Raw genomic sequence first — 15,230 nt, 5'->3', positions numbered from 1 at the left:
TTTTAATTAATAAGTGATTGATGAGAACGTAACAATGCATAAACTGTATCTAGATGTGGTGTGTTCACGTTATGAGATTTTGCCTGTTTAAAGATAAAACCTTGTATTGTTTCGACTTCTAATGGCTGATGATTGATTATATCGTAATACATACTTGTTCCCATATGATCAGGATAGCCAGCATAAATTTGTATAATGTCATCGACGATTGTATTTGGAAACTGTATACCTGATGCTTCGGCTACTTGGTGTCCTTCTTTTAATAGTTGACGACATAGATGTTTGACTTCGTTAATTTTTAAGATTTGAGCAGTATTGTGACCAAGTGCAGTTATAGAATTAATACCTAAATTCACTAATAATTTATACCAAATTTTTTCTTCAATATTGTCTTCTAAAACCATTTCAATTTTGGTTGTATCGAATAATGCTTTTAAATGCGTTGTGGTATCATCTTTTTGCAAATGTAAACGATAATCTCGAAAATGAACGACTTCGTTTCCGGATTTTTGGCCACTTATATATACGACTGCCTGATATTTGTGTTTGAAAGGAAGTTGCGGCAATAAGCCATAACCATTTTGAGCTAAAATAAAGCACGTTTCATTATGTGCGAAATGATGTAATTTTGGAATTAGTGAATTAAGTTGGTGCGTTTTAACCGCAATGATAATAACATCAAATTGCGTATTTATGTCATCAATACTATGGACTTTGATAGTTTCATTTACAGGTTGGAGGGTCATTATCTTATTAGCACGACCGATTAATGTAACGTTTGGCAGTGATTGCTGCAGTTCATAAGCAATCGTCGTACCAACCGCACCAGGTCCAATAACAGCAATTTTCATTTTAAACCTTCCTTTCTGATTAGAATTAAACATATATGTATAGAAGTATTTGTGCACCATAAATATAATCATATAGTATAATCATTTTACTTTTCTATGTAAATTAATCTTTTAATTAAAAAGATGGATAAGCAAAGATAAATATTAGAACAGAAAATGATATGATTTTATATAGAAGTTGATATATAATATTGAATTGAAATAATGGGATAGCAACTTATAAAGTTTTGTTTAAAAATGTGGACATAAATAATAGGAGTTAATTTAAAATGAAAAATTTAGCAAAATTAGTTGAAATGAAACAAGACAAAACAAAAATTTCGATGATTACAGCATATGACTTTCCAAGTGCCAAACAAGCACAGGATGCAAATATAGATATGATTTTAGTTGGTGATTCACTTGGAATGACGATACTAGGTTATGAAACAACAACACAAGTGACATTAGAAGACATGATCCATCACGGCAAAGCTGTACGTAGAGGTGCTGATGATACTTTTGTAGTAGTGGACTTACCAATTGGCGCAGTTGGTGTAAGTGATGAACATGATTTAAAAAATGCGATAACACTTTATCAAGAAACAAATGCCAATGCGTTAAAAGCAGAAGGTGCACATTTAGTTAATTTCATTAAGAAATCAACACAAATTGGAATACCAATCGTAGCGCATCTAGGATTAATGCCACAAAGCGTTGGTGTTATGGGATATCGATTACAAGGTAGCACGAAAGATGCGGCTAAACAGTTAATTCAAGAGGCACATGCAGTTCAAGAAGCAGGCGCAGTTGCTTTAGTATTAGAAGCAATTCCAAGTGACTTAGCTGGTTTAATTAGTGAGCAATTAGATATACCCGTTATTGGTATTGGAGCAGGAAAAGACACAGACGGTCAAGTATTGGTTTATCACGATATGTTAAATTATGGCGTTGATCGCTATGCTAAATTTGTAAAACAATTTGGCGATTTTTCAGTAGGAATTGATGCCATCATACATTATGATGAAGAAGTTAAGGCAGGCACTTTTCCAGCTGAAGCCCACACATATAAGAAAAAGATATTGAATGAGGTAAACAACAATGACTAAAGTGATTCAAACTGTATCTGAGATGCAACAAATTACACAGGAATTGAAGCGTACAGGTAAAACGATTGGCTTTGTTCCAACGATGGGAGCCTTACATGAAGGTCATTTGAGTATGATGCGTCGCTCAGTTGAAGAGAATGATATTACTGTAATCAGTGTATTTGTAAACCCTCTACAATTTGGTCCAAACGAGGATTTCGATGCCTATCCACGTCAAATTGATCAAGATTTAGCCTTAGTTGAAGCAATTAATGTTGATTATGTATTCCATCCAGCAGTAGAAGAAATGTACCCAAACAAGCTAAGTGTCACGTTAAAGGTAGGACGTCTAGCGGAAGTCTTAGAAGGTGCACAACGTCCAGGTCATTTCGATGGTGTAGTTACGGTCGTAAACAAGTTATTTAATATTATGAGTCCTAATAAAGCATACTTTGGTAAGAAAGATGCACAACAGCTCGCAATTGTTGAAAAAATGGTAGAAGATTTTAATCATCCAATTGAAATTGTAGGTATTGATATTGTACGTGAAGCGGATGGACTTGCACGTAGTTCGCGAAATGTATACTTAACTGACGACGAGAGACAAGAAGCTGTTCACTTGAGTAAAAGTTTAGAAATAGCTCAAACATTGTATAAACAAGGAGAACGACGCAGCCATATTATTGTTGGTGAGATTAAGACATATTTATCGGAATATACAAGTGGTCACATTGATGAAGTTGCAATTTATAGTTATCCTGATTTAGAAGTTGCGACAGAAATACAAGGACAAATTTTTATATCTTTAGCTGTTAAGTTTTCGAAAGCACGATTGATAGATAGTATAATTTTAGGAAGTGAATAGTAAGTTATGATTAGAACGATGATGAACGGTAAGATTCATAGAGCACGTGTGACTGAATCAAATTTAAATTATGTCGGAAGTATTACAATTGATGCCGATATCTTAGACGCAGTCGACATTTTACCTAATGAAAAGGTAGCCATCGTAAATAACAATAATGGTGCCCGCTTTGAAACATATGTTATTGCTGGTGAACGAGGTAGTGGCAAGATTTGTCTTAATGGTGCAGCATCTCGATTAGTTGAAGTTGACGATGTGGTGATTATTATGACCTATGTTCAATTAGATGAACGTGAATTAGTTGACCATGCGCCTAAAGTGGCTGTTATGAATGAAAAGAATGAAATTATTCAAATGATTCATGAAAAAGAAGGAACAATAATCAAATAAATAAGTGTGACAGCAGTCTAAATAACAAAATTGATTTGATCCGGTAGCTTAAAAGCTATCGGATTTTTGTGTGGGCTGTGTATCAGAGTGTTATAAACATCACCTAAAATTATAACATTTGTATAGTATAATAATATTATATAAAAATGTTATAAGATTAGAGGGATCGCTAATGAAAAAATTTCTATAACTTAGCATCACATTTAAGTTAGTGTTAACAGCCTGAAGTACACTTGAACCATCTAAAGAAAATAAAGCGGAATCTCACACGAAACAAACGGATACTAAGACAACAAAAGACAATAAAAAGCAAAATAAGGTTGATATTAAAAAGAAGGATGAAGAAAAAAACAAAGATATTATACCTAACTTTTCTGAAAGGGAAAAATTGGCTTTAGCTTTTTGTGTCGACCATGTTGACCAATATACATTAACGAAAAATGAAATTTTAACTGGATTTTATTTACCTATAGATCCAGCTGGAGAGGAACACTATAAATTAGTTGATTTTACATTAGTTAAATATGATAAACCTATTACAAATGCGCCAAAAGATATGCATTTTTACACCGTATATCCTGACAAACGAAGTTTCGCTGCCATCATCGGTGTGAATAATGAGAAGATATTCTTAGGAGGAACGCAAGCTGCAATCAGTGATTATAATGAATTAATGCAACATGGAAGAGAAGTAAATTTAAAAGATGTCTATTTAAAAAATAATAAAGCCTTGCCAGAATTAGTAAGTAAAATGCATATTGATAATAAGTATCTTGAAATAAGTTATGACGAGAATGGAATGTCTAATAAAGAGATAGAACGATCGGGTGTAGTAGGTTTACATCTTTGAAATCAAATCTATCAAATTATTGCAGACTTTGAAGGTATTAGTTTAAAAGATTCAGGTTATTTATAGGAAGATGTGAAGCTACTTAATTCAAATGAAGATTGGTCGGTACGATATCGTAATCAAGATGGAGAAATCGTTGGTTCTTATAGAAATATGAATGACAAAATTCAAAAGCTCGATGCTAATGGAAATGTAGTTAAAGAAAAAAAGTTGAATAGTATATAAAAACGCTCAGAATGCAATATATTAGTTTTCTGAGCGATCTTTATATTTAACATATTCCTCTAAGGATTGACCAGATTGTTGTACTTTAGTCGCATTGTTTTTTCCTAGGTAACGCAAATGCCACGGTTCATATTGGTAGCCTGTGATCTGTTCTTTACCTTTTGGATAACGCACGATAAAACCATAACGATGCGCATGTCGCGCAATCCATTGTCCTTCCTTTGTTTCTCCAAATTGTTCACGTAAATTAGCATCTGATCCAATAGCACCCACATCATAACTTAACCCACTTTGGTGTTCAGAAGTGCCAGGACGTGCACTATAACGGTCTGCATTTTCTTCACCATCGCGCGCAACATATTGATTATATAAATTCACTTGTGTTTCGTAACTTCTAAATCCACTAATCTTATAAAGACTCACACCATCTCTTTCAGCATCAGTAAACATTTGTTGTAATGCACGTTGTGCTTTAGGCTCCTCACCAGGATTGTAATCAGATGGTAGTTTAGTTGTTTTATTAACGATTAAAATGCCGTCATAGTATGTTCTACCGTTTATGACTTCCTTCTTCTTTTGTTCATTGCCAGTAGTTTTAGTCGATGCATTACGATCATTCTTATTTTCTACGTCTCGTTCAAAGCTACATGCACATAAAATTAAGGTACTCAAAATTAAAATTGAAAGAAACTTCTTCACAATATAATTCCTTTCCAAAAATATTTTAATATCATATTATTCATTACAATGTAAGATTAGCATAAAAAAGCAAATGAATTAAGATGAAATATAACAATATTACATATAAATTAGATTTTGACAAATGTAATAATATTTTGTAAATTGTAATTAAAGTGAAATATTATTCTTTTTAGAGGTGATGTTTATTGCATGGTAGTTTGATTATTATTGAATCATCTTTAAGCGATTTAAATCCCTCGGAACGTAGAGTTGCAGAGTATATTCTTGAGCATCCAGATGAAATTATTAATTATTCCGTACAAAAACTAGCAGACCTAACAAACGTCAGTGTGGCAACTGTTGTTAGGTTATCAAAAAAATTAAAATGTAAGGGCTTTCAAGACTTAAAGCTAAAAATCGCTTATGACTTAAACGAACCGGGGAATTATCAACGTGGTTATGCAGAAATAGATAAAGATTATTCAATTGAAGAAGTTACGCAATCTGTATTTCATAACAATACTAAGACTTTAAGAGATACAGAAAGAATTTTATCAACAGAAAACATTAAACATGCTTTTGAGTTAATTGTTAATTCGAGAAAAACTTGTATCTATGGTATTGGAGCTTCAGCTCTTATTGCACAAGATTTTAAGCAAAAACTAACACGTATTGATTATTGGTGTGATATCGGAAATAGCTTTGATGAACAAGTTACTTTAAGTGCTAATCTTTCTTCAGAAGATGTAGTAATTGCTATATCAAGTTCAGGTCAAACTAAAGATATAGTTAATTCTACTCAGTTAGCCAAAGAGAAAGGTGCAAAAGTAATTTCTATAACGAAATATGGTAATAATCCTATATCTAATTTATCAGACGTACAGCTGTTTGTTAGTTCTTCCGAAAAAGCAAAAAGAAGTGGAGCAATGAGCTCAAGAATTGCAATGTTAAGTATCATTGATATTTTGTATATTTGCATTGCTAGTAATGATTATTTAAGCAACCGTCAGAAACTAGAAAATACAAGAAAAGCTATAAAAAATAATAAATTCAAATAGAGGAGTGTTTTAAATGAAAGTAATTATGGTTTGTTCAGGTGGAATGTCAAGCGCAATGGTTGTTGACTCAATAAAGAAACAAGCAGATAAGGAAAATTATGATCTTGAAATTAAAGCGGTTGGATCAGAGGAATTTGAGAATCAAATTGAAAATTACGATTTAGGGCTAGTTGCTCCACAAGTTAAGCATCGTTTAGATAAGTTTAAAAAGATGGGAGATGAAGTTGGGAAACCAGTTGATGTAGTTGATCCAATGGGTTATACACCAATAGGTGCGCCTAAAATTTTAAAACAAATTAAAGGATACGATAAATAATATAAATGTTTGGGAGATGGTTTTATGCAAAAGATATTACAATGGCTTGAAAAAGTATTAATGACACCAATGGCAAAGGCATCTGAGCAAAGACATTTAGTTGCCATTCGTGATGGTATTATTGCAACGTTACCATTGATTATTGTCGGATCATTCTTCACTTTATTTGCGTCACCACCAATACCCTATCTTGCAGATTTAGTACAACCACATGCTGAGAAGATAATGATCGCAAATAGAATGACATTAGGTTTAATGGCTTTATACGCAGCGTTTTGTATGGGGTATAATTTATCAAAATCATACAAAATGGATGGTCTTTCAGGTGGTTTACTTTCATTAGCAACCTTTCTAATGATGAATATTCCATTAAATTTAGATGATAAATTAGCTAAAAAAGATGCTGTTGGATATGTGTTGCCTATGGCAGATTTAGGAGGTTCTGGTTTATTTGTAGCTATCATTTCTATGATATTTGCAGTAGAAATAAGTCGATTAGTTATTAAATCAGGTTTTACTATTAAAATGCCGGAACAAGTTCCTAGTTCAGTTGCCAGATCTTTTGAATCCTTAATTCCAGCAACTTTAGTTATTATCATTTCATGGTTCATTCGTGTGATTTTAAATATAGATTTAAATAAGATTGTTAACATGCTATTTGAACCGCTTGGCAAATTTGCAGGTGATTCATTATTAGGTGCTTTAATACCAGTATTCTTTATTGTTCTTTTATGGGCTGCAGGTATACATGGTGTTGCTGTTATGGGAGCTGTTTTCCAACCGATTTGGTTCTCACTTTTAGATCAAAACATAGACGCAAAGGCAGCTGGAGAGCAACTTCCTAATATAGTTGTAGAACCGTTTTTCCAATGGTTTGTTTGGATTGGAGGAGCAGGTGCAACGTTAAGTTTGTGTATATTAATGGTTTTCTCTAAATCAGAGTATCTTAAAAAAGTAGGGAGATTCTCAATTATTCCTAGCATATTTAATATAAATGAACCTCTTATTTTTGGAACTCCATTAGTAATGAATCCTATTCTAGCTTTACCATTCATATTTATTCCTTTGGTTTTAACGACTATCACGTATTTTGTTTTTAAATTAGGATTAATTGCAAAAATTACAATTTTAGCACCTTGGACATTACCAGGACCTATCGGTGCATTGTTTGCCACTAACGGAGATTGGAAAGCACTGATATTAGTATTAATTAATTTACTTATTGCAATCGTGCTTTATTATCCTTTCTTTAAAAAATATGAGCGTGAAATGTTAGCTCAAGAACAAAGTCTTTATGAAGATTCTGTAGAAAAAGAATAGGATAGGTGACTTGTTATGGAAAATAAAAATGAAGCAGAGATATTTGAAATTATTGCACATGGAGGAAATGCGAAAAGTTTAGCTTATGAAGCATTAAATAGTGCTACTGAAGGAAATTTTGAGGAAGCAAAAAAATTTTTAGATGAATCAGAGCAAGAAATGGCAGAAGCTCATAAAACACAAACACGTTTAATTCAAGATGAAATTAATGGTGAAAAAGTAGATACTTCGCTATTAATGATTCATGCACAAGACCATCTTATGACAGCATTGAGTGAAAAAAGTTTAATTGAAAAGATGATTGAACTATATAAAAAGTTAGAAGAGAAGTGATATTCCATGAGACTTTTGTATATATTAAGTTTATTAATTCTATTAATTTTTTGCTTAAAGCTATCACAATTGATTATTAAGAAAGTAGTGATTAACAGATGGTTACTTTTAGTAATTATGCCATTTATCATTGGTATTCCAATTTTAATTTTCGATGAAATTAATAAATTCGGATGGATAATTATATATTTTTTGATTACATTCAATAGTATTTTATTTTTTGAAAAATCAAGACAATTACTTGAAAATAAAAAAATTAAAGGTGTTATCTATAAATCTGAGGAGGGCAAATAAATGCATCGATTAGGTATCTCAATTTATCCTACACAATCTGACTTAGAGATGATGAAAGATTATATTGATAATAGTGTGAGATATGGTTTTAAACGAATATTTACTAATTTGCTATCTGTGAAACAAGAAGAACGTGAAATTTTTGAAAAGTTTAAGGAAATTGTTAAATATGCCAATAAGAACGGTATGGAGGTCATAGCTGATATTAATCGAGAAGTGTTTAAAGACCTTCAAATAGATAATTTAGATTTAACATTTTTCGATCAATTGGGAGTTTCTGGAATTAGAATTGATTCAGGCTTTTCAGCACAAGAAGTAGCAAAAATGACTCATAATAAGCAAAATATGTATATTGAATTAAATATAAGTACGAGTGCAACATTTATTAATGATGTTCTAAATTATAAGCCTAACAAAGACAATTTGATTGGATGTCACAACTTTTATCCACAGCAATATACAGGTTTATCATTTAATCATTTTCAAGAAACATCAGAATCATATAAGCAACATCAATTGACGACTGCAGCATTCGTAACATCTCAACATGGCAATATAGGACCATGGAAAGTAATGGAAGGATTACCTACATTAGAAGACCACAGAGATTTACCCATTGAAGTCCAAGCAAAGCACTTATTAATGACTGGACTAATTGATGATATTATTATTAGTAACGCTTATGCTACCAATGAAGAGTTATATGCATTATCCAAGATTAATTTATCAATGCCTACACTTAATATTGAGTTGAACCCTGATATTTCAAATTTAGAAAAAAAGATTATTTTGGAAGAAGAGCACTTTAATCGTGGCGATGTCTCAGACTATGTTATTCGCTCAACAATGAGTAGAGTACATTTTAAAGATAGAGAATTTCCACCACATAATACTTCTAAAATTGAAAAGGGAGATATTTTAATTTGTAATGAAACTTATGGTCATTATAAGGGAGAAATGCAGATAGCACTTCAAAATATGGGAAATAGTGGTGTGAAAAATGTTATTGGTAAAATTACTGAAGATGAACATTTTTTATTAGATTTAATAGAACCTTGGCAATCTTTCGTGTTGAATGTGAAAGAATAGGATTGATTTAACAATGAATATTAATAAGAAATATTATATTGGTATTGATGGCGGAGGAACAAAAACGGCAGGTGTGATTGGTAACAACTATGGAGAAATAGTTGGATATACTATAGCTGAATCTACAAATATACAGGTTAAAGGGCTAGATTCTGCCAAAACGACATTAATGAATATGATATCGATATTAAGAACACAAGCGAAGATAGAGTTAAATGATATTAACACTATATATTTATCTTTAAGTGGTGCCGGGAGAGAATTAGAAAAAAACTTAATCATTAAATCATTGGAAGAGTACAAATTGCATAGGATAAAAGTTATTGTTGAAAATGACGCCATATGTGCTTTGGCATCGGGTACATATGGAGAATCCGGTATTGTACTTATAGCTGGTACTGGATCTATATCATATTGCTATAATAAGAAAACAAATGAATTAAATAGAGTTGGTGGATGGGGATATGTACTAGGTGATGAAGGTAGTGGATATGATATAGGTAGGCAAGCACTTGTTGCAATAATGAAAAGTTATGATGGAAGAGGTAAGTCTACTCAATTAACTGAAGCAATTAAGAAACATTTAAGTCTAAGACATGAAACAGATATAATTCCATACGTGTATCAAAATTTAGAGATGCGATCAAATATCGCTTCATTAGCAAAAGTAGTTTTTGAAGTTGCTCGAAATGGTGATGATGTTGCTATAGAAATTATTAATAACAGTATAGATTCATTGATTGAGTTAGTTAAGGGTGCGTTTCTTTCAATTGATAAAAAACAATATAAACCACCTATCGTATTATGTGGGGGTCTATTTTCTAATCTTGAGTTTAAAGATAACGTTATTATTAAGTTGAAGAAGACATATCCAAGTAATGAAATTATAATACCTAAATTCCCACCCGTAATTGGAGCTTATGTATTGTCTTTAATAGAAAATAATCAGAATAAATTTACTCGAACGATTCAACAAGCTGTTGAAAATAGTTGGAACGACATTAATAAATTATATTAAAAAAGAGTGCTCCAAAAATTATAATGGAGCACTTTTTTTGCAAGAAATACTTTCAAATAAGTATTTACAAAGTACACTTTTATAAATAAAATATAGTATAATTAATTGATTTTAAAAATGCAAATGATATGAGGAGACATAGATGAAGAAACTATTATTTATGTGTGGGGTGTTTTTACTTTTACTTGCAGCTTGTGGTTCTAATGATGGTTCCAAAGAAGATAGCGCTAAAACGAAATCTAACGCGGAACAAACAAAATCTAAGAAGTCTAAAAAAGACCAAAAGCTGGAAAAGGAAGTAGCAAAGCTTTCTGAAAAACAAAAATTAGCACTTGCCTTCTGTGTGGAGGATGTTGACCGATATACATTGACTAAGAATGAAATTCTAACTGGAATTTATGAATACAAACTTGCGACTGGAAATAAAAACTTTAAACTAGTTGATTTCAAACTTGTGAAGTACGATGATAGCATCAAAAATGCTCGAAAAGGTATGAATTTCTATAATGTATCACCTAATAAAGGGAACTTTGAAGCATTAATCGGAGTTAGTAATGATAAAATCTTTATCGGACGTATGCAATCTGGTTCATTAGATTACAAAGATTTATTAGGAAAAGGTAAAGAAGTAAAATTAATTGATGTCTATAAAGCGAATAAAGACAACAAAGCTTTACCAGAATTAACTGATAAGATAAATATTGTAGATAATTTATCTAAAAAAGATAAAGAAAATAACAATCCATTATCTGCAGAATACTTAGAGAAATCAGGAACAGTTAATACACATTTCCGTAACCAAGTGTATCAAATGATTTCAGATTTCGAAGGTATTGCAGTAGGTAAGACAAACTATTTATGGGACGATGTTAAAATGGTTGGTCATAGTGGGGATTGGATTGTGAATTATCGAAATAAAGATGGAGAAATTTTAGGTACATATAAAACTAAAAATAATAAAATTATTAAGTTAGATGCTAACGGTAAAGTTATAAAGCAAGAAAATTAATAAGCTCACACTAAAGTTCTTAGGTTAATTGAATTAGCTTGAGAACTTTTTATATAGGGTTTTATAATTATGGCAGTATGATACGATAAAGATAAGGGGAAGACGGCAATTAAAATCATACAAAGGAGTTTATGCTTATGAATCCAAAAGTAAGTTTTGGCGAAGCATTTAAGTTGTTTTGGAAAAATTATTTTAATTTCAAAGGTCGCTCAAGACGAAGTGAATACTGGTTTATGCAATTATGGCATTTAATATTTTATGGACCCGCTCTGATTCTTTATATTATGTCATTAATCATGATTATGCTCTCAGCAGGGTTTCAATCTGAAGCTTTATCCATTGTAAGCGTAGTTATGTTAGTTATCGCAATTATTTATATAGTTTTATACGCAATTATTACATTCATTCCTAATTTAGCAATGACAGTCAGACGTTTCCATGATACGAATCGTACGATGTTTATTCCTATTTTATCAGTTGTATTAGGTGTGATATCTTTTATTGTCCAATTGATTTGGAATATTAGTGACCCTAATGGTGAAAATGGTTGGGCATTGCTATTTATTCTCCTATTTGCTCTAGTACAATTTGCTATTTCAATTTATCAGTTAGTAATCACATGCTTAAATAGTAAATTTAATAAAAATAAATATGGAGAAAGTCCTAAATTCAAAGGACATTATGAATAATTCAATGTTCTAATTCAATATGCTTATCAACATAAATTAAGGTTCAACGTGCAGTTAATGATTAACCACGTTGAACCTTTTTAGTATATCTATTTACGTTTACCTACATGCCATTTCCAATATGTGAACATGCGTAGGAGATATTCTAATGGACCATATCGGAAGTGTCTTTGATGCAATGTTGCTAATAGCACTAAAACAATATAGATAAATACGAATAAAATGCTTGTGTAAATGAGTATATCTTTGCCAAATAATCCTAGACCGTAACTATAGAAGATGAGTGTACCAATGATACTTTGTGTAATGTAAACGGTAAGAGATATTTTGCCGGCATTTTCCAAACCTTTAAAAATTGGATGTTTCTCATAGTGTTGATATAAATATTTAAATAAACTCATGTAACCTAAAGATAAAACAGGTCCAAATATAGCTACAAGCGTTCCTGAAATTTTGTCGTTGCCTAACCAAAGTAGAGTTGATTTGGCAATAATAGATACTGGAATAAGGTATATAAATAGTTTCGACGACCAAAAGTGCCTTGCATCTTTCTCGAACCAACCACATCTAGAAAGAAAGATTCCTAAAGTGAATAATGGTATTTCAAAAAGTATAGCTATCAAGAAGATAGCACCTTTATTATCACCTAATTGATCTTCTAACTCCGCAAATTTAGGAGATGTCGCTATATCATCTACGTGATGGATATCGTTATAACTACCTTCTGTATAAATCTTTTGCACTTTATGAATATATGAAGCTGAATCATATTTGTCAGATGATGTAGACGCTTTTGAATCATCAAACATAGACCAAATACCCATCACGAGCATGAGAGAAATAATTACAATATTAAACCATTTGAAAGCTTTGGTACTTAGTGAAATAAAAGGTATTACACATAACATAGCTAAACTATAAGCCAATAATATATCGCCTTCCCATATGTAACTTGCATGGATAAAGCCTAATATAAGTAAGAAAATGGCACGACGTAATAATTTTAATCTAGGCCGTGGCAATCCTTTTAATTTCATAGACTGATAAAGTTTATCCATCGAAAAGCCAAACAGTATTGCAAAAATAGGTAAAAAACTTTCTTCAACAAGTATGATGATAAGGTTGAATATTCCTTGGTTTACAGGGTTTAAATGGAAATGTTCGATGTAGTCTTTGCCAGATAAACTAAATTGAAATATAAGTAGATTAGCAAGAAATATACCTAATAAGCTGAACCCTCTTAAACTATCAGCAATTGTAATTCGTTTCATAATGTCACCTCAATACTCACAGTAAACAATAATGATAAAATCTAGCATAATTTCGTCTTAAATCTACCTTAAATCATCAATTAAACTATAAAGAAGCGTGGTGACAAAATCACAATTTGATCTCATCATCCCACTTATATAGATAATGTTTTACATTAAACAATGTTAATACAAATCTTTAACCTGATCCTTAGCTCTTTTGTAGATTTTGTTAGGGAAGTTAGTAATTCGCAACAATTCAATTGCATTTCTCGTATTCGCTTTACCTTTTTTAATCTTGTAATCAAAGTGGATTTCATCGTTTTCAATCGTTTCATTAAAGTGATAGTTTTGATAATTGTCCTTTAATAATTCTGAAAGTTCGATATCATGTGTCGCTGCTACAATTCTGTACTCTGGTTGATGATTCAAATATGATAATACAGATTCTGATGCTGCAATACGTTCAGTTGTATTCGTGCCTTTAAAGATTTCATCGATGAAACAGTACACTGGCATATGCGTCTCTATATCGAAAAGACGACGAATAGATTTCAACTCAGCCATGAAGTAACTATCGCCCGACAGAACATCATCGGCATTAGCCATTGACGTATAAACTAAGCCGGGACGATAGCTAAACGCATCCGCCGTCGCAGTTTCTATCGTTTGTGCAAGAATAAGGTTAATTGCTACAGCTTTCATAAATGTTGATTTTCCTGATGCATTCGACCCCGTTAGTAGAATATTGTGGTTAATGTCGAGGTCGTTTGGGACTGCATTTTCCAGTAAAGGATGAATCAAATTAGTGAATGTTAATGTTTGCTCATTTGAAAAGGCAGTCGGCTCACAATAAGTGTCTAATGTGCGTCGATACATGGCTAATGAATAGTGATTATCTAAGGTGCTTACATAGTCATAGCAGGCCATTACCTCGTCTTGATATCGATAATACGTATGCTGGATGATATGAAAAAGGAAATAATCTACCATGAATGCCATCTTGAGTAACATGATAAATGCGCCGCCGATATCTTGATCGCCCACTTTACCTAGTAGACCACTAAATAAACGTGCCCCTTTAAAGTGACTAAAGTTCGTATTAATTTCTGGTGTGCCTTTAATTTGGTCGAGATGATAACCTTCCTTAAGGACTTTCGCTGTATAGAATAATGACTTTAAATCTTGATCATAAGTACGTTTCAGGGTACCGGATAATACAATATTTAGTAGAATCGAAAATAAAGTTATAAGTACTCCAGTTGATGGAGAAATGAAACAAATAATGAGTCCAATAAATGGTAGAAATGGACAAATCATAAATAAATTATTTCGCTTTATTGCTTTAAGTTGATCAGGGAAGATAGGGTACACCACTTTACCAATAGAAGCGAGATGATAAGATACATTGACCCTAAATGTTTCATCATTATTAAATTGGTCTAATAGTTGTTTGTTATTAACCTTAAACATATTGCGTAATGTGGCAAACCAACGCATTTCCCCAATAGCCGTGAAGTTAAAGTTACTATGATGGAAGATTTCTTCCATATTTAAATCTGACCACGTTTTATCATCGATGAGGTTGTTATGTTGTTCACGTTTGAGTTTGAATTGATAATCGAAGTGGGAATTTGGGCGTATGAAGTTCTCAATAGGCTTCTTATTACGCCAAAGTGTATGTATGTGGTTGATCAATTTCCTCTTGTCTATTATTGTCACAACAACATTTACAATCAAGCCTAATATGATAATACCGATTACCAATAATGCATAGGTCTGATAAATATTCATAACTAAACTCCTTATAAAAATTAAATCATCTACACAATTATTTCATAATTTTATGCAATTAACAAAAGTAGATAAGATAAAAAATTTCAATTCATACATTAGAGGTTTATACACATCGAAATGATTAAATT

At 31.8% G+C, this 15,230-nt stretch carries 17 protein-coding genes; 13 read left to right on the top strand and 4 right to left on the bottom strand.

Going from position 1 to position 15,230, the window contains the following annotated elements:
• Nucleotides 1–2: 2 nt before the first annotated feature.
• On the bottom strand, nucleotides 3–851 hold the full coding sequence (locus tag BDW31_RS01250) for an oxidoreductase (RefSeq protein WP_110708981.1): 849 nt from the start codon (nucleotides 849–851) through the stop codon (nucleotides 3–5).
• Between the two features lie 269 nt (nucleotides 852–1,120).
• Between BDW31_RS01250 and panB the strand changes: the two genes are divergently transcribed.
• From panB to BDW31_RS12655, 5 genes are all read left to right on the top strand, one after another.
• Nucleotides 1,121–1,939, top strand: a complete 819-nt coding sequence (panB, locus tag BDW31_RS01245) for a 3-methyl-2-oxobutanoate hydroxymethyltransferase (RefSeq protein WP_110708979.1) — start codon at nucleotides 1,121–1,123, stop codon at nucleotides 1,937–1,939.
• The gene (gene panC, locus BDW31_RS01240) at nucleotides 1,932–2,783 is read left to right on the top strand and encodes a pantoate--beta-alanine ligase (protein ID WP_110708977.1); all 852 of its coding nucleotides are present in this window, start codon (nucleotides 1,932–1,934) and stop codon (nucleotides 2,781–2,783) included. Before panB ends, panC begins: the two co-directional genes overlap by 8 nt.
• A 6-nt stretch (nucleotides 2,784–2,789) precedes the next feature.
• Complete coding sequence (panD, locus tag BDW31_RS01235) at nucleotides 2,790–3,173, top strand: aspartate 1-decarboxylase (RefSeq protein WP_011274512.1); 384 nt, start codon at nucleotides 2,790–2,792, stop codon at nucleotides 3,171–3,173.
• Between the two features lie 388 nt (nucleotides 3,174–3,561).
• The gene (locus BDW31_RS12660) at nucleotides 3,562–4,023 is read left to right on the top strand and encodes a hypothetical protein (RefSeq protein ID WP_240558757.1); all 462 of its coding nucleotides are present in this window, start codon (nucleotides 3,562–3,564) and stop codon (nucleotides 4,021–4,023) included.
• A 72-nt stretch (nucleotides 4,024–4,095) separates the two neighbouring features.
• Nucleotides 4,096–4,248 (top strand): hypothetical protein, encoded by a 153-nt coding sequence (locus BDW31_RS12655; protein ID WP_240556536.1) that lies wholly within the window; start codon nucleotides 4,096–4,098, stop codon nucleotides 4,246–4,248.
• A 21-nt stretch (nucleotides 4,249–4,269) separates the two neighbouring features.
• On the opposite strand, the gene BDW31_RS01225 is transcribed toward BDW31_RS12655, so the two are convergent.
• A complete protein-coding gene (locus BDW31_RS01225) occupies nucleotides 4,270–4,947 on the bottom strand; it encodes a M15 family metallopeptidase (RefSeq protein ID WP_037550859.1) in 678 nt (225 codons plus the stop codon).
• A gap of 188 nt (nucleotides 4,948–5,135) precedes the next feature.
• On the opposite strand from BDW31_RS01225, the gene BDW31_RS01220 reads away from it, so the two are divergent.
• The 8 genes from BDW31_RS01220 (at nucleotide 5,136) to BDW31_RS01180 (ending at nucleotide 12,055) form a co-directional block, all read left to right on the top strand.
• On the top strand, nucleotides 5,136–5,987 hold the full coding sequence (locus BDW31_RS01220; protein WP_110708975.1) for a MurR/RpiR family transcriptional regulator: 852 nt from the start codon (nucleotides 5,136–5,138) through the stop codon (nucleotides 5,985–5,987).
• A gap of 13 nt (nucleotides 5,988–6,000) precedes the next feature.
• Nucleotides 6,001–6,303 carry a PTS sugar transporter subunit IIB gene (locus tag BDW31_RS01215; RefSeq protein WP_011274517.1) on the top strand — a complete coding sequence of 101 codons (303 nt, stop codon included), beginning with the start codon at nucleotides 6,001–6,003 and terminating at the stop codon, nucleotides 6,301–6,303.
• Between the two features lie 24 nt (nucleotides 6,304–6,327).
• Nucleotides 6,328–7,623: a PTS sugar transporter subunit IIC gene (locus BDW31_RS01210; RefSeq protein WP_053024366.1), complete on the top strand. Its 1,296-nt coding sequence runs from the start codon at nucleotides 6,328–6,330 to the stop codon at nucleotides 7,621–7,623.
• A gap of 15 nt (nucleotides 7,624–7,638) precedes the next feature.
• Complete coding sequence (locus BDW31_RS01205) at nucleotides 7,639–7,956, top strand: PTS lactose/cellobiose transporter subunit IIA (protein ID WP_053016156.1); 318 nt, start codon at nucleotides 7,639–7,641, stop codon at nucleotides 7,954–7,956.
• Between the two features lie 294 nt (nucleotides 7,957–8,250).
• Nucleotides 8,251–9,339: a DUF871 domain-containing protein gene (locus tag BDW31_RS01195; RefSeq protein ID WP_070440412.1), complete on the top strand. Its 1,089-nt coding sequence runs from the start codon at nucleotides 8,251–8,253 to the stop codon at nucleotides 9,337–9,339.
• A gap of 13 nt (nucleotides 9,340–9,352) precedes the next feature.
• Nucleotides 9,353–10,357, top strand: coding sequence for an N-acetylglucosamine kinase (locus tag BDW31_RS01190; protein WP_053024369.1), 1,005 nt, complete (start codon nucleotides 9,353–9,355; stop codon nucleotides 10,355–10,357).
• Nucleotides 10,358–10,499: 142 nt separating this feature from the next.
• Nucleotides 10,500–11,366 carry a hypothetical protein gene (locus BDW31_RS01185; RefSeq protein ID WP_053024370.1) on the top strand — a complete coding sequence of 289 codons (867 nt, stop codon included), beginning with the start codon at nucleotides 10,500–10,502 and terminating at the stop codon, nucleotides 11,364–11,366.
• A 137-nt stretch (nucleotides 11,367–11,503) separates the two neighbouring features.
• On the top strand, nucleotides 11,504–12,055 hold the full coding sequence (locus BDW31_RS01180; protein ID WP_053024371.1) for a DUF805 domain-containing protein: 552 nt from the start codon (nucleotides 11,504–11,506) through the stop codon (nucleotides 12,053–12,055).
• An 89-nt stretch (nucleotides 12,056–12,144) separates the two neighbouring features.
• On the opposite strand, the gene BDW31_RS01175 is transcribed toward BDW31_RS01180, so the two are convergent.
• Complete coding sequence (locus BDW31_RS01175) at nucleotides 12,145–13,326, bottom strand: DUF418 domain-containing protein (protein WP_053024372.1); 1,182 nt, start codon at nucleotides 13,324–13,326, stop codon at nucleotides 12,145–12,147.
• Nucleotides 13,327–13,491: 165 nt separating this feature from the next.
• On the bottom strand, nucleotides 13,492–15,099 hold the full coding sequence (locus BDW31_RS01170) for a MutS-related protein (RefSeq protein ID WP_053024373.1): 1,608 nt from the start codon (nucleotides 15,097–15,099) through the stop codon (nucleotides 13,492–13,494).
• Nucleotides 15,100–15,230 lie beyond the last annotated feature (131 nt).

Origin of the sequence: Staphylococcus sp. AtHG25 (genome assembly GCF_003217445.1) — a bacterium.
GTDB classification, from domain to species: domain Bacteria; phylum Bacillota; class Bacilli; order Staphylococcales; family Staphylococcaceae; genus Staphylococcus; species Staphylococcus haemolyticus.
This window is presented reverse-complemented; position numbering and strand designations above follow the sequence as displayed.